The sequence below is a fragment of the Trichocoleus sp. FACHB-6 genome, from assembly GCF_014695815.1.
In the GTDB taxonomy this organism is placed as follows: domain Bacteria; phylum Cyanobacteriota; class Cyanobacteriia; order Cyanobacteriales; family FACHB-T130; genus Funiculus; species Funiculus sociatus.
In genome coordinates, this window is the sequence record NZ_JACJOY010000099.1 from 46331 (window position 1) to 62398 (window position 16068).

Here is a 16068-nt window from a genome sequence, read left to right on the forward strand (position 1 = left end):
ACTTTCTACTGACATCGTTTCCCAGCCAGAACTATTTGTTACTGGTGAAAAAGTTGTTAACCTAGCGCGTCGCTGCCCCGCTCGGTTGTTTCCACACCGCAGGAGCATAGAGCGAGTTCTCAAACTCGGGGGCAATATCGCCTGTGATACGTGCCTCATGATGCGCCCAGTCCTCAAAGAACAAGTCGTGACTGATGCACGATACTATTGCAGGTACGTCGCGGCGGATGCTAGGTATGTCACCAACTGGCAAGCCGAAGCTGACCAAACCAGCAGGATTAAATACGTGAATGTCTTTCAGATAAGGGGCAGTGCCAGGTACTTTTTCTTGGTATTCGTGGGCGCTACCGAGGTAAGGGTGCATCCCCAAATTGTCGTCGCGCAGGTCTTCTGGTGGCTCGTAGCGATCGCGCCAGAGGGCAATATGCTGGGCAAAGTCGGCTAGTTCGGGACGCTTTGTTGGGTCAACGAAGTAACCAGTGCCAGCGATCGCAAAATCAAACTCGGAAACATCATCGTTCACCTGGATAGCAATGCGATCACCCATTTTCCGTGCCGATTTCCAAGGTGCAGATAGGTGGATGTGAAAGTTCGGGAAGGCGAGCGCTCGCTTAATCGAGTTCGGTGGTGGTGCGATGCCTGCTTGATGAAAGCGCCAAGCCTGGAACCAGCGGGCTGCATCGGGTAATTGAGGATAATTGTCGTAAGCGCCAGGGTAGTCCCGTACCCGCAGTACTGACAGAGATGCAAGCTCTGACCGCCGTACAAATAGGTGTACTGCCTTAGCTCCCGATTCCAACGCCACTCCTGCTGCATCGAAAGCTGAAGCCGCCGCACCCAGCACCGCCACAGTCTTACCGCGCAGTGCTTCAAAATCGATGGCATCGGCGGTATGTGCGTACAGCGTGCGTGGTAAGTCAGCCAGTACTGGAGGTATGTATGGACCACCAGTGCCAGCCACGCCATTGGCGAAGATAATTTTGCGCGTAGTTTCTACCTGCGGGACACCGTTTACCTCAAGGTGTAGGCGGAAGAAACCTGCATCTGGCTCAATCCGCACCAACTTCGTCCGGTAACGAACCTGGATACCGAGGAATTGCCGATACCAACTGAGGTACTTAGCCCAAGCCACTCGCTCAATGCGATCGATCTGCGCGTAGGCTGCCGCACCGTGCCGAGCTTCGTACCAGGCTTGAAAGGACAATTCTGGGATGCCTAGTTCTGGACCAGGCAGATTTTTCGGCGTGCGGAGCGTTTTCATCCGCGCTCGCGTCAGCCATACGCCTGCATGAGCCTCGTCATCGGCTGCATCGATCTCCGTCACGCGACCGATTCCAGCACGGCGTAGCGCAAATACAAAGGTGCTACCGCTGCCGCTGCCACCTATTATAGTGACATTGTGATCGATGCCAGGGCGATCGGGTACCCAGTTTTCGGGATCGGGACCGAGCAGGCGTAGTGCCTCGCGGGCATCAAAATCGGGATCGGTCGTTGTTGTCCTGTCGATCATGGTGTTCTCTACAACGTGGGTGGTCAGAAAGCAGCGAATATGATCTGCGATCACGTCCCCATCTTCTTCCAGGGCAAAGTGTCCGGTATCGAGTAGATGAAACTCAAGATTCTGCAAGTCACGTTTGTAGGCATAGGCTCCTTCGACTAAAAAGCCCTGATCGTTTTTGCCCCACACGACTAACGTTGGGGGTTGATACTGACGCAGGTAGGCTTGCCATTGCAGATACAGCAACAAATTGGATTGATAGTCGTACTTCAATGCCAGTTGAATATTCGAGTTACCAGGGCGATCGAGAAGCGCTTCATCCAAAGTCCACGTATCGGGACTGAGGGACTCTAAATTTCTCGCTCCAGTGGTGTAATACCATTTCGCGCCCTTGATAGCTAGAGCCTGACGCACCCGCTCGGTATTCTCAGGTGTCTTGTTCTGCCAAAAAGCTCGCATTGGTTGCCAGAAATCACCTAGCCCTTCCGCGTAGGCATTGCCATTTTGCACAATCAGCGACTCTACCCGCTCTGGATTCTGCGTTGCAAGGCGATAGCCAATAGGAGCGCCATAGTCCATCAAGTAAAGACTGTAGCGTTTCAAGCTGATCGCATCGATAAAGCCTGCCATTACTTCGGTAAGGCGATCGAATGTGTAATCAAACTCATCCACCGTAGGCATGGAACTATAGCCAAAGCCAGGGTAATCAGGGGCAACCAGATGGAAGGAATCCGCAAGTGCAGGTATGAGATTGCGGAACATGTGAGAGGAAGTCGGGAAGCCATGCAACAGCAGAATCGTTGGGTTGTCGCGAGAACCCGCTTCACGATAGAAAATATCTAAACCATCGATTGAGACTGTGCGATATGTGGTCATGGAATATATGCGTTGTAGAAGTATGAGAAACAGGTGTTCTGTTGTTCTCATTGTTCAATATTCATTTGATTCAGAACACTGAAGTTTGCTGAGTTAAGCGACAAGTTAGAGACGGCTTTAAAGCGTTTAAATCTTAACTCAAAGAGTAATTACAGGTTATCTCCATCCAGTTATTTCAATCGTTACAGGAAAGTGCCCTATAAGTAGTGGCTGATGGACGTGAAGCCATGCTGAGAGAACCTTCTTCAACTGGTGAAGTTTTACGACAGGTTAATTTATCTCACATCCTGACGACGACCTTGCTCCTGGAAGTAGTCGCGCCAACTTTCGGGTAAAGCTTCCAGTTGAGCAGCACGGTGAAGTAACTCTGGATTGTCTTCCTGGCGAACATAAAGTTGAGTGATATCAGCAACAGTGATGTTGTTGTCATCTCGACTCACCAACTCTAAAGTGTCTCCAGCTCCGACTTCGCCCTCTTGCAAAACACGAAAGTAAAATCCGGTTCGACGACTCGCGAGAAATCGTTTAACCATATCCGGTCGTCCAAACCGAATCCCAAGTTTGTAGCAAGGTAGGCGAGGTTGTGTCACCATCAGTTTTACAGTGCCGATGTGAAAGCGATCGCCAATATTCACTTCCTCTTCTCTTAGTCCAGTAATCGTGAAATTTTCGCCAAAGATGCCTAGCGGCAGCTCTGTGTCAGGCAATTCACCTCGCCAGTAATCGTAATGCTCGAACGGATAGACATAGGCTGCTTTGTCTAATCCGCCATGAACGGTGAGATCAGCCTGTCCATCACCGTCTAAATTAAGCGATCGCACCATCACCCGTTCGCTGACTGGCTCTTTGAAAATTCCAGTTGTAACTGTTTTCCCTTTCCAAGTCACTTCACGCGGAAGTCCTACGTTGACAGAGATGAGTTTCATCTTTAGCTCCAAAGTTTTGGATTGCATTCAATTACGCCAGCCAACATGGGATATCGAAAAAATGAATGAGTTGCTTATCGGAGTGCTTGATTGACTAAAGGTGCAATGACCGCGATGTTTTTGACCAACTCATCGGAGAGAGAGAACCGCTGCTTTAAGTAATTAGGATCGTTGTAACTCAGCCATACCTTACCGTCAGCCGCTTCCCATGCCAGTATTTTCAGAGGTAAATCCAGAGCGATCGTCGGTTCTGCCACCATGAGCGGTGTTCCGGCTTCAGGGTTGCCAAACAGCAATAACTGTGTCGGACGCAGGCTGAGTCCAACTTTTTCGGCTTCAGCTCGTTGATCAATGCGGGCAAAAATGGTGATGCCTTTTGCCTGAAGGATAGCTTCTAAGCGCTCGACGGTTTCGGTTACTGAATATGGGCTGGGCTGACTGATGATGCCGTTAATTGCATTCATAGCAGCGAACTCCTCTATGGTTTTGGTGATGGGTATTTTTAGGGCACTTTAAATCTGTGCCATACCGCCATCGACAAACAGCTCGATGCCGTTGACAAAGCTGCTGTCGTCACAAGCGAGAAAGACGACGGCTTTGGCAATCTCATCCGGTGTGCCGACTCGTCCTAGTGGGATATTTTTGGCTTCAGTTGCTACGAAATCCTGCACCTGCTCATCACTCAGTCCCATGAGATTGTAACCGGGAGTAGGAACTACACCAGGGCTAATAGCATTAACTCGGATCTGGCGCTCTTTGAGGTCGAGTGTCCAATTGCGAGCAAACGAGCGCACAGCGGCTTTGGTCGCACTGTAAACGCTGAAGGCTGGGGTACCCATAGTAGTAGTCGTCGAGGCGTTTAGAATGATGGAAGCGCCCTCTGGCAACAGAGGTAGTGCCTTCTGCACGGTGAACAGCAAACCTTTGACGTTAGTGTTGAACGTTTTGTCAAAGTGTTCTTCGGTGATTGCTCCAAGTGGAACGAGTTCTCCACCACCAGCATTGGCGAAGATCACATCGAGGTGTCCTTTCTCTTGCTCAATCGTGGCGAACAGGCGATCGAGGTCTTCCATCTTGGAGGCATCGCTCTGAACACCCGTGATGTTTTCACCGATCGCTTTGACGGCGGCATCAAGTTCAGTTTGGCGACGACCGGTGATGAAGACATATGCCCCTTCGGCGACAAAGCGCTTAGCAGTGGCAAGACCGATGCCGCTGGTACCGCCGGTGACAAGAGCGACTTTTCCTTCTAGTTTTTTCATCATGATAAATCCTGTGGTTGTTGAGGGGTGAAAGAGTAGTTTGCGGTGGGTTGCTTTCAACACGAGAACAATGAGGAGCAGCCTGATGTTGACGATCTGCGCTAAAAAGTTTTCCCGCATCACCTCATGTGGGGGGTACATCTCCGGGCGCACCCAGAATTTCGTCGCCAATCTCAGCGCTAATGCGTTCAACTAGCTCCATGTCCGATGATTCTGTCTCATCCAGCGTCCCCACTGCTGCAATCAGCCGAGCAAAGGCACTGGGCGCAGCAACGACCAACCCACGAGCTGGCTTATCGCCGAGCACCGCGACGACGTGAGGTGTGCCAACCGGAATCAGGAAGCTTTCACCCGCGCTTAGCACAACCTTGTTCTCACCTGCCCACACTGTGAACTTCCCGGACAGTACATAGAGTTGTTCAGAATAGCGCGTGTGGCGATGGGGAGGAGTCTGTGAGCCAGGTGGGAAGTAGCCTTCAATTAGATCGTACTGACCTCCGGTCGTGGTATGGTCAGCAACGATGGTGAGGCGAGAACCAAAAAACCAGAAAGATTGTGTCATAAGATTGCTCTTTTCTCCTTGTGGATAGCTATAAAGTTGATGTTTAATAGCCTTATTAGTCAGAGGGGTCAATCGCTGCAAATGTGCGATCGCTTGAATCGCTATCGCCTCATCAGGATTGCTGTCTCGATTAACTGGAAAATCATGAGATGACTGAAGCCGCTGAGCAACCTCTTGTGCAATATGGGTAAATACATGATTCAAACTGGAGCTGTTGAGGTGTTGCGGCAGGCTTTGCAACTTTTCAGGATTATCGATAGCAGTGGAGTAAAGGTATTGCCGATCACGGTTCATTAGTTTGTCTCCCTATCTAAACTTCACGGTTTAGAACACATTGCTAGAGTGGGTTTCCTAGTGTTTGATCGTGCAAGCTCAGTGCAAATGTGTTTCACCTGATTCCGAATGAACTATCCCTATTCTTTGACGTTCGGCTAATTTAAACCAGGAAAGTTTTCCAAGATAGGTTTTAAGTTAAGTTCAATTTCAGCATCCTGAAGTGCAACTATATATCTGAATTGCCCAAAAAATAAATTTAAGTTAAAAACTGAATAGCACTCAAAACCATTTTTAAACAGTAATAGAATGGATGTCATAAAATTTTCCTCAGTGAGACATTAGTTAGGATTAAAAACCAGGAACATCAATTACTTACAGTGATAATTGCTGCCATCAACTGGTCAATATTCCAGCGACCGATATAGCGAATTTCATTAATAAACAGTGCTGGGGCAGCCGTTACTCCACTGTTTAATCCACTTTCGATATCTTGATTGATGCGATTGATATGTACTTTACTTGATATATCTTGCAGAAATTGAGGGATATCAAGTCCTAAATTATTGGCATACTCCACAAGATGATCGTTTCCTAACTCTTGTTGATGGGTGAACAAAATGTCATGCATTTGCCAAAACTGACCTTGGGCGGCTGCCGCTTGGGCGGCTTCGGCTGCACGTTGGGCATAAGGATGTATTTGCGGCTGTGGAAAGTGGCGAAATACAAAGCATAAGTCGTATAGCTGTTGCTGGATCGCCTTGATTAATTGGTGAGCTTCGCCACAAATAAGACATTGATAGTCACCATATTCAACGAGTGCCACTGAAGCGCTCACCAATCCCTGAATATGATCTTGTTCAGAAATTGGCACAAGCAACCGATTATAATAATCACCGAGACTCATTGGCACCTCTTAGGAAAGGAGTGCAGCAGGTAGAGACAGATGATTGCTATAAAACATCTTTCAAAATTGGGTAAATCAATACCTCTGTGTTATCTGTTGCATACTCTCAATTTAGAGAGTTAAGTCGATTTTGTCGCTGAGAAAAACTTCAGAATATAAGCTGACAAATTAGGCAACTGATAACCTGACAAATTTAACAGGTATGACGCTACAAGCTAACAATGCCTCGCCTTAATGCAACGATCACCGCTTGAGTGCGATCCTCTACACCCAACTTACTTAAAATATGATTGATATGAAAGTTGACAGTGCGTTCAGTAATATGTAGAGCCTTGCTAATGACTTGGGTACTCTTGCCCGTTGTAATGAGTTGAAGTACCTCTAACTCGCGATCGCTCAATTCTGGACTCGTCATGCGCTCTAAGAGTTTGGCACCTACCTGAGGTGGAATGTGCTTCTGTCCTTTGTGAACAGCGCGAATAGCAGCCAGCAATTCTTCTGGCTCAGCATCTTTGAGTAAATATCCTTTGGCTCCTGCTCGTAACCCCTGATAAATGTCTTCATCGCCCTCGTAAGTCGTCAATACGATAATCCGAGCAGCAGGAAACTCGGTGCAGATGGCAGTAATCGCAGCGACTCCATCCATATGGGGCATCCGCAAGTCCATCAAAGTTGCATCTGGCTGTTCTTGACGAAAGACAGCAAGTGCCTCCTGACCATTTCCAGCTTGTCCAACTACAAGAATATCTGGCACTTCTTCTAGCATCCCGACCAAGCCCTGACGCACAACCGGGTGATCGTCTACAACCAGAACACGAATGGCATTAGATTGACTCATGATGGTTTTTCCTGCTGATTTACGGACACCGCGATTTCTGTTCCTTGTCCAGGAGTGCTCTGGATCTGGAGTTGTGCCCCAATGCGATCGGCACGTTCTGACATCCCTAATAAACCAAAGCCATTGTGGCTAGAAGAACGATCAATGGGAAATCCCTGTCCATCGTCCTTAATTCGTAATCTGCACTGCGTGGACTGATATATCAGTTCAACGCGAATTTCGGTTGCTCTTGCGTACTTCAGTGCATTAGTCAAGGCTTCCTGTCCAATCCTGAGCAGATTATTCTCCACCTCCGAGGGTAGTGGATAGGGAATACCGATGGCTTCACACATAATTGTCGTACCAGAGGATGATTCTAACTGGGTTGCCAGTTGCTTGAAAGCGCTTAACAGATCGTTATTTTCTAATAAGTATGGACGGCGTAGCGCCTCTACAGAGCGGCGTGCCTCCGTGAGTCCAGTTCGGGCTAAGTTTTGTACTTGAGCCAGGTAAGCTTGAGCTTTTTGGGCGTCTACCGTTATCTTGCTAGCAGCAGATCTAGCGTGAATGATAATGCCCGTGAAGGACTGTGCCAATGTATCGTGAATTTCTCGCGCCATGCGGTTGCGTTCTTCCAGAATCGAGGCAGCTTCGGCGAGTTTGCGATCGCTAATATCCAGAATTACCCCCAACATTTGCACTGGCTGTCCGGCTTGGTTATAAATGCCTCGACCTCTGCCAACTAGCCAGTGAATACTATTATCTGGGTAAATCACTCGGTATTCAGCTTCAAAATCGGTATGAGTTGCTAGAGCTGCTGTAACAGCTTGCTCAATCCGATGAATATCTTCTGGATGAACGCGATCACGCCATGCCTGATAGCTACTCTCAACTTCACCTGGGACCAACCCCAGCAATCGAGCGTGGTTATCGTTCCAGTTTGTTGTATTCTCCACGATATTCCAGTTCCAACTGCCGATGTGGGTGAAATCCATTGTCAGCCTGCGTTGCTCTTCACTCTGACGCAGGGCGTTTTCAATTCGTTGGCGCTCTCCAATCTCCTGCGAAAGCAGCAAAGTCCGCTCAATTACTCGTTGTTCCAATGTTCGGTTATAGCCGGCTAGCAGTTTCTCTGCTTGTTTGCGCTCAGTGATGTCTTGAAAGGCTGCGATCGCATAAACTACATTGCCCTGTTCGTCAAAGACGGGAGTGCCCCACACCTCAACAGGGATCGTTTGGTTATTTTGGCGAATTTCTACGTCATCAATCGTAGTGCGTTCGCCGTTCAACGCCCGGATGAGTGGCATTTTTTCAGTAGGGTAGATTTGATCCGTTCCCGTCACATAAAGTTGATAAGCCTCTGCGATTTGATCCGGCGGTACGGCAGGATCAATTTCTCTGCCCATGAGATGAATGCCCCATTGATTGGCATAGTAAAGGCGACCCGTCGCATCAATGGCGGCAATTCCTACGGGAACCGCTTCTAAAAACTGAGCCATCTGACTTTCGCTCGCGCGGAGCTTTGAGTAGAGTTTGGCGTTTTCGATCGCGATCGCTGCCTGAGTGGATAGTAAATTCAGAACTTGCGATCGATCGGGTGTAAAGGCTCCAGCCGCTAATTGATTTTCTAGATACAACACGCCAACGAGCTTGCTTTGATTCAGCAGTGGCAAACAGAGCAGTGACTGAGTTTGGTTGCGTTGAATGTATGGATCGTTGATAAAATTTCCTTCACGAGTTGCATCATTAAAGATGACAGCTTCATGAGTCCGTATCACATACTGAAGGATTGATTCGGGTAGACGATTTGCGATTGGAACTGATTGTAGCACTCGTGTCGCACAAACCTGCTCACCATCATTAAATTCACAAGTAGCTTCGATCGCCCATGCTCCTGAGTTATCCAAAAGCAGGCATCCAGTTTGTGCACCTGCATTTTCAATTAAAATCTGCATTAGAGAACTGAGCAACTGCTCCAGTTCAATTTCACTTGAAATTGCTTGTGATGCTTTCATCACCGTCGCTAAATCGAAAGCGATATTTGGAGTATTCGAGGTAGTTCCAGCAGTAGTGCGAATTGGCGTGGAAGTCACACTGGACGACTGAGGAAAAAACTGTGGATAGCGAGTTTCTAAATCTTTGACCTTTGCTGTTGCACCCCATCGCTCATAGCAGTAGTGGGCTTCCTTCATGTAGAGTTGGGCAAACTTTTCTCTACCACGAGATAAGTAATGTTTGGCGGCTAATTCATAAGCTAACGCCTCTTCCTGGATATATTCATTTTCCCTCGCTCCTTGAATTGCTTGTTCATAGAATTCCTCTGCTTCAAACCACTGACTTAGAACTCGTGCAATCTCTGCTTGCACCAGATGATATTTATGCAAACAATTCATTGGCGCATACTGTGCCCATTGCTTCATTTTATCCTGACTAACCGTAACTTTTTTAAGGAGCTCCTTTTGCACTTGAGTACCGCATTCAGAGTATATGGCGAGTCTTGCCAGCGCATCATATAAATAGTAAAAAGGACCAAGAGGTGTGCCTGTTATTCGGATTAAATAACGTTCTGCTATGGTTGAGTTTTTAACTGCCTGAGCATACTCAGAAAATAGGTAGCACAGGAAAAGTTTATAGAAATAGACATCAAAGGTTGCCGTTCCATCATTTGTTGCTTCATGTTGCGGCAACCCCTTTTCTTCGTTGTAGAATTCGCCAACTAGACGAGTTGGGCTGACCGAAAAGCCCATCAAATTTGCGATCGTCTGCTGATATATTCGGTTCCAGGTTAGTACCGTTTTCTGTTTGATTTGACGAATTGCTTCACTGTATTTTGTCATCTCGCGCTCAACTTCTACGAGTTCCTTTCCAATTACGTAGGATTGGAAGCAATAACAATGAGCACAATAAGCAGCAAACTCTAAATCTCCAACTTCTAAACCTCTTTGGTAGGCTTCTAGCAAGGGCTGGACTGTGTTTCTAATATGCTGTTTCCAATGAATAATAAAGTTGTTCACAATAAGTAATGTTCTAGCTCTGAGAGAATGAACATTAAGGTGTGACAATAGATTTAGCGCAAGCTGTCCAAACTCGTACCCAATCTCAATGTTCCCGCTCCTTCCACAAAGAATTAATCCGTAAAAGGCATAGGCAAAGGGAGATAAAACAGCATTACCAGATTGAATTGATAAGTTTACTTGTTTAGACACAAGCAGAGGCATCAAATCAGGAGCCGCAACATAGGCAGCGATCGTGATGCTTGATAAGATTCGCATCGCCGCCAACTTGTCCGGTTCGGTCATTTCCGGCAAATGGAGCAAGTCCTCGATTGGCTTCTCGCCAATGAGTGATGTGATTGTGTCTAGCTCAAGCTGAATGTCTGACTGAGTTGGCGTTTCAGGAAAACTGATTCCCAGTTGCTGCAAAACTTGCAATCCAGTGTTGATTGCTTCTAATGGCTGGTTCTGCGCGATGTCAGTTTGAATTTTGACTTCGTAAACTTTCACGATGTCGAGAACCGTTTTGGCTGCTTGCAGAACAACCACTACCCAGGATTCTACCTGCTCAAAATCGCCACACAAATACGCGACTTCTGTTGTTTCTAAATATAAATCTAATGTCAAGTCATAGTTTGTTTGCCAGCTAGAAGCTGCTAGCCAAACTCTTGATGTGGCTAAATATTTTTTAGCGATACTATAGGCGATCGCAGCTTTTGCTTTCTGTCCTGCGATTAAATTCAATCTAGCAATTTCATTGCGTTCTAGTTGATCTGTGACAAGCTCAATTCCATGATTAAGATGATCGACAATTTCAAACAGTCGGTCTGATAGTCTCTCTGGCAAAGTTTTTCCGAGGAGATTGCGACCAATTTGTAAATGAACAATTTGTTTTTGTGATTCATCGATTAAGGTGTATGAGGCTTGCTGCACACGATCGTGCAAGAACTTATACTCTTGAATTAACAAATTTTCATCTAATTCAGATAGTGGTTGAATTAATCCAACTTGTATGGCTGTTAGTAAATCTTGAAAAACCGTTTCAGGTGGTTTATCATAAACAATCGATAGAGTATCTAAATTAAATTCAGCGCCGATGCAAGCAGCTAACCGGAGAATTTGCTGTGTATTTTCTGGTAGTTTATTCAACTTGTGAAGCATCAACTCCACAACATTATCAGTGATATCTTGGGCTTGGATCTGAGCTATGTTCCACTGCCAGCTTAAGCCTTCAGCATAAAAGGTCAATAAATTTTCGCTATGCAGCATTCTCAAAAATTCACTGACAAAGAACGGATTACCCTCAGTTTTACGCAAAACTAACTCAGCTAATGGACAAACGGTGTCTGCATTCCGATGTAGCGTCTCGGCAATCAACTGACTTAACGGTTCAAGCGTTAATGGTGTTAGGGTAATTTCCTGAAGTACTGCCCCTTGTTTTCGCAGTCTCTCTAGCATTAATGCTAATGGATGCGTTGGATTTACTTCATTATCTCGATAGGCTCCAATCAAAAATAGGGATTGGGTTTGCTCATCCAGCAGCATCAACTCGATTAACTTCAGCGTGGCTGAGTCTATCCACTGCAAATCATCTAAGAAGATCACCAGGGGATGTGATTCTGAACAAAACACCCGCACAAACTGCCCAAAGATTCGATGAAAGCGATTTTGAGCTTCAGTTGCTCCCACTTCTGGTATGGGCGACTGCTTGCCGATAATTAACTCAATTTCCGGGATGATATCAATGATAATTTGTCCGTTGGTTCCCAAAGCTGTTAAAAGCTGAGATCGCCACTGTTGCAGATGCTCATCTGGCTCACTGAGCAATTGCTGCACTAATTTTTGCAGAGCATCTGCGATCGCGCTGTAGGGAATATTGCGCCCAAATTGGTCAAACTTACCAGATACAAAATAACCGCGCTTTGCAGTAATAGGTTTGTAGAGTTCCTGCACTAATGCTGATTTCCCAACCCCAGCGTAGCCAGAGACCAACATCATCTCGACTTTGAATTCAGAATTTTCTTCATTCTTCAGTCTCAATTGTTCATTCCCCATTCCTGCTACTCTGTCAAACGCTGCTAATAATGCTTCAATCTCTGCTTCGCGCCCATACAGTTTTTGTGGAATTTGAAACTGATCGCAAACGTCTTGAATACCCATTTGAATACTGTCAATTTGACCTGTTTCTGCGAACTGGCAAAAACCTGTTTCTAAATCTGCTTTGATACCCCAAGCACTCTGATAACGCTCTTCAGCATTTTTCGCCATCAGTTTCAAAATCATATCTGAAACAGGTTTGGGAATCGTTGCATTCAGTTCATGGGGCGGAACAGGGCGTTTGGCAATATGACAATGAACTAGCTCAAGGATGTCCGTTGTTGGAAACGGCAGGTGTCCAGTTAGAAGTTCGTAGAACGTCACACCAAGCGAGTAAAAATCGGTGCGATAATCGAGCGAACGGTTCATCCGCCCGGTTTGCTCTGGAGACAAATAGGCAAGAGTTCCTTCTAAACCATAATGGCTCTTGAACGTCGGATTTGTACGGCTAAATTGGGTAGCAATCCCAAAGTCAATAATTTTAACAACGCCAGTATCTGGATTGAAAACGATGTTTCCTGGATTGATATCTTTATGAATGACATTGGCGGCATGGATTCTGCCTAGAATGTTTGTCAGGTCGATCGCAAGCGGTAGAAAAGTAGCTAAAGGCATGGGACAGAAAGTCTCTGGTTGCTTGTGCATCCATTGCTCTAGAGACTCTCCACCAAAATCTTCTAAGAGAATGATGAGTGTGCGTTGATAGTCTTGCTGGCTGTATGCCTTAACAACGCCTTCCAGGTTGAGAGAACGGGTAATTTCATATTCTTGCCTGTAGCGTGTCAGTTCTTGGGGAGAGGGATAATCTTGCTTGAGTAGCTTAACTACGAGCGATCGCTCATCTTGCACTCGGATGCCCCGATACACTAGAGATACTGAACTCTCATAGATTTTGCGATGGAAGGCAATTCCAGGTATGGCAATCATTGAACTCTCTCCCAATGAATTTCATGAGCTGAGTTAACGCCTGTCAGACAGGCGCGCTTCATGAATATACTTCCTCACACTTATAGCTTGAATCCCCTCTTTAGGTTTTCCAGCCATTCTGGATCATTCCAACATTCTTAGATGAGAAATTTATCCTCCTTGCCAGGGTAAACGTATCTTAATTAGTGCCAGGTTGTGCCTGCTTGCCGTCAGAATTTGGCACTGGTTCGCTAACAGGTGATGGAATGAAATCCTGGCTTGGTCAACAATTCATGCGTTGATAGCAGGCGTTGGCAGTATCCCATTGCCATTGCAGGAGTCGTATTTTTTGTTAGCCCCCAATGCGGTCTTACCCAATTGTGAATCAATCGCTGTACATCGAAAGCTCCCTTTAGAAGACCAGCGCTCTCAAATCCGTTCGCCGAAAAATCTCCGTGCTCTGCAACGCTTTGAGCGTTTTTGACTGCCGTTTTGCCCCGCCTTGTTCGGCGTAAAAAAGCGCGCTTCCTCTAATCTCGGATCGTTCTTTTCACCAGAATCGCCACCAGCAACTTGGTCATTAGGTAGCCAATCGCCGCCTCGACAAGTACCAAAATCTTCGCCAAAACAGAACCCGCCTGAAGGTTAGACGAGAGAGAGGTGAAGGTTGTCGCAGAGAAATAAAAGCTATCCCACAATCCCCCCAGAAGGGATCAGGTTGTCCGCTCTAACTAGAGAGGCTGGGAGAAAGTTATACGCCAAAATGAAGAAAATGATGACGGCAAGGCACCAGAAAAAGAAGCGGGGGAATGAGGGCCCGTAATCGCAGCTGATCCTCAAGAAAGCAGCAAGAATTGGGCGCTTCCGTTCTAGATTAATAATTCTCGCCTGCCCCAGCGCCGACTCTTGAATGAGCGCAGCTAAGGTAAAGTTTATCTCGTTCAGATTGACGCCGATAAAACTGGTTTTACTATCAAAATCCACATTGTCCACTAAGATAATCTTCCGAGACAAGTTTGATCGTTTTAATCAACTTGTCACTTTCTCCCAAAAATAAACAACCAAACCGTCTTACTAGCTCAGGATGGTCAAACGCTAACTGTATCCTCTCCCTTAAACTTGGTTGTATCTTTTCCTCGTCAGAATGAACCCAAATCCAGCACTTCAGATTAGACAAAATGTCTTGAGAACAGGGAATAAGATTCTCTGGATGGCTAAAATCAGCATTCTTAAACCGTCTCATTTGACGCAAAATTTGTGACTTTAAATAGCACACGGGATTAGCAACCGCGTAATCATGGCGCATCAACCCCTTACCCGTCTCCACAAACTTGGGATTAAGAAACGTGTCACCAATTTCCAAACTCGAATCGCGAAAATCGTAGATGACCGCATTCATCTTGGCGATCGCGAACGTCGTGTGGGTAGTGGTATAGAAGTAGTGATAAATCCACTTTTACCCCCTACCGTACAAGGCTTTGAGCATTGAATATCACTACCTGTTTACCACTACCCGTCGTGTGATTGAGTTCCTGACCGTAGAGTTTAGGCGCTTAGCTTTTCTGGTCGGGGTAATTGCGCTCAAACACCAAACGCGGTTTGATCAGTAGCCTCGCCGAACCACAAGTCGGGTCATAGATTGTAGTGTAGGGCGCAGGATCAATAATTTCCGCCATCAACCAATCCACCTCTGGCGGCGTCAAAAACTCCCCCGCACTCTGCCCCTGCCCTTCCGCAAACTTCCGCAGCAGATACTCGTAGGCATCCCCAAACACATCGGGACTCGTATTTTTCAACCCCAACCGATGGCGACTCACCACCTCCACTAATGCCGCCAAACGGTCATCCCCCAGAGTCCGCTGACCGCTTTGAGTTTCGTTGTAGTCCTTAATATCCAGCACACCCTTGAGTTCCGGGTTGAGTTCCGTCACTTTCCGAGTCGCAGTCGTGATAAACTCCCCCAACCCTTCCTCACCGTGATTGCGAATTCTCTCCCAACGATACTCATCCGGGATGTAGTAGCGCACCATCCGGTCTTTGCATCCTGTCGCTATGGCATCCTTATGGTCAGCCTCAATCACCTCATGGGCAGTCTCTTCATCCCCAAACTCCTCCACATGACGAGGAAACTCATCATCAAACACATCCGAGAGGCGCTTGTAGAACACCAACGGCAGAATGAAATCCTTGAACTTCGGCGCGTCAGTCGTACCGCGAATCGTACACGCCGCATCCCACAGCCACGTCTCCATCGCCGACACCTCTAGCTTTTCATCTTCTGGTGCGGGGAATTTCAGTTCAGTTTGCTCAGTTGATTTGATGGATTTAGTGGGCTGCTGCTTGCTGCGACGTGGCACAGATTGATTTCCTCAAGATTCGGGAGTTGACCGAATACCATTCTAAGCTAGCTATGCTTTGCTTCAGGAACTATTTTCTTAGTATTCGCGTAACCAAGGCTTCCGAAATCACCTTCCCAGGCGTGTTTAAAACTTAAAAATTAGTTTAGCTAAGGCTATAATCAATTTTAAAATTACTAAGTAAAATTTTACTCAGTGAATCCAAGTTTTCTAAAAATAATTGAGGAATTGATATCTTAGCTTGATAACAAACTGGAATAATTATGTTTATCAAATAAAAAGGCTTATTAATGTGTTGAGCTAACGCTATCTTCAGTCGCTCCATAATTTTACCCAATTTAATAAAGTGAGTCAAATCTTGATTTACAGCTCTTTCAAAAGAGAACAAAATAAGCTGTAACTTTCTCTTCAAATTTTCAAGAGTTAGTTGATACTCCAATTTAGGAGCAATTGCAATCAAATCCCCAATACTCCTTATCTTAGAGGATGTTTTAAAAGTCGGTTAGATAGCAAAAAAGCTCACTCAGTGTAAGCTGCGAATATGTAGTACACAGCACTGAGAGAGCGTTATGAGTAAAGCTTACCCCAGTAATT

General features: G+C 46.3%; 13 protein-coding genes and 1 pseudogene. 1 reads left to right on the top strand and 13 read right to left on the bottom strand.

Translation table 11 applies throughout. The annotated features are described in order from the left end of the window. Positions 1-61 precede the first annotated feature (61 nt). The 11 genes and pseudogenes from H6F66_RS20360 to H6F66_RS29485 form a co-directional block, all read right to left on the bottom strand. Positions 62-2425, bottom strand: coding sequence for an alpha/beta fold hydrolase (locus tag H6F66_RS20360; RefSeq protein WP_242019349.1), 2364 nt, complete (start codon positions 2423-2425; stop codon positions 62-64). Positions 2426-2649: 224 nt separating this feature from the next. Then, entirely contained in the window at positions 2650-3300 is a 651-nt protein-coding gene (locus H6F66_RS20365) for an MOSC domain-containing protein (RefSeq protein ID WP_190424673.1), read from the bottom strand. Between the two features lie 74 nt (positions 3301-3374). Continuing rightward, positions 3375-3764 carry a DUF302 domain-containing protein gene (locus H6F66_RS20370; protein ID WP_190424675.1) on the bottom strand — a complete coding sequence of 130 codons (390 nt, stop codon included), beginning with the start codon at positions 3762-3764 and terminating at the stop codon, positions 3375-3377. 48 nt (positions 3765-3812) lie between these two features. Next, positions 3813-4562 carry an SDR family oxidoreductase gene (locus H6F66_RS20375; RefSeq protein ID WP_190424693.1) on the bottom strand — a complete coding sequence of 250 codons (750 nt, stop codon included), beginning with the start codon at positions 4560-4562 and terminating at the stop codon, positions 3813-3815. A 124-nt stretch (positions 4563-4686) separates the two neighbouring features. Beyond that, the gene (locus tag H6F66_RS28560; RefSeq protein WP_242019350.1) at positions 4687-5418 is read right to left on the bottom strand and encodes a cupin domain-containing protein; all 732 of its coding nucleotides are present in this window, start codon (positions 5416-5418) and stop codon (positions 4687-4689) included. A 346-nt stretch (positions 5419-5764) separates the two neighbouring features. Then, positions 5765-6304 (bottom strand): DsbA family protein, encoded by a 540-nt coding sequence (locus H6F66_RS20385; RefSeq protein ID WP_190424677.1) that lies wholly within the window; start codon positions 6302-6304, stop codon positions 5765-5767. 208 nt (positions 6305-6512) lie between these two features. Next, complete coding sequence (locus H6F66_RS20390) at positions 6513-7142, bottom strand: response regulator transcription factor (protein ID WP_190424679.1); 630 nt, start codon at positions 7140-7142, stop codon at positions 6513-6515. Further along, positions 7139-13138 (bottom strand): AAA family ATPase, encoded by a 6000-nt coding sequence (locus H6F66_RS20395; RefSeq protein WP_190424681.1) that lies wholly within the window; start codon positions 13136-13138, stop codon positions 7139-7141. Before H6F66_RS20395 ends, H6F66_RS20390 begins: the two co-directional genes overlap by 4 nt. Positions 13139-13368: 230 nt before the next feature. Further along, positions 13369-13518: pseudogene (locus H6F66_RS20400) on the bottom strand (IS1 family transposase); the annotation flags it as partial. A gap of 286 nt (positions 13519-13804) precedes the next feature. Then, positions 13805-14110, bottom strand: coding sequence for a hypothetical protein (locus H6F66_RS20405; protein ID WP_190424697.1), 306 nt, complete (start codon positions 14108-14110; stop codon positions 13805-13807). Continuing rightward, the gene (locus H6F66_RS29485) at positions 14091-14504 is read right to left on the bottom strand and encodes a hypothetical protein (RefSeq protein WP_347269413.1); all 414 of its coding nucleotides are present in this window, start codon (positions 14502-14504) and stop codon (positions 14091-14093) included. Before H6F66_RS29485 ends, H6F66_RS20405 begins: the two co-directional genes overlap by 20 nt. Here H6F66_RS29485 and H6F66_RS27825 point away from each other — a divergent pair. After that, complete coding sequence (locus tag H6F66_RS27825; RefSeq protein WP_199295504.1) at positions 14415-14606, top strand: hypothetical protein; 192 nt, start codon at positions 14415-14417, stop codon at positions 14604-14606. The two genes, H6F66_RS29485 and H6F66_RS27825, sit on opposite strands and share 90 nt — an antisense overlap. 64 nt (positions 14607-14670) lie before the next feature. On the opposite strand, the gene H6F66_RS20410 is transcribed toward H6F66_RS27825, so the two are convergent. Further along, the gene (locus tag H6F66_RS20410) at positions 14671-15474 is read right to left on the bottom strand and encodes a type I restriction-modification system subunit M N-terminal domain-containing protein (RefSeq protein ID WP_199295505.1); all 804 of its coding nucleotides are present in this window, start codon (positions 15472-15474) and stop codon (positions 14671-14673) included. A 145-nt stretch (positions 15475-15619) separates the two neighbouring features. Next, positions 15620-15934, bottom strand: a complete 315-nt coding sequence (locus H6F66_RS20415) for a hypothetical protein (RefSeq protein ID WP_190424683.1) — start codon at positions 15932-15934, stop codon at positions 15620-15622. Between the last annotated feature and the right edge of the window lie 134 nt (positions 15935-16068).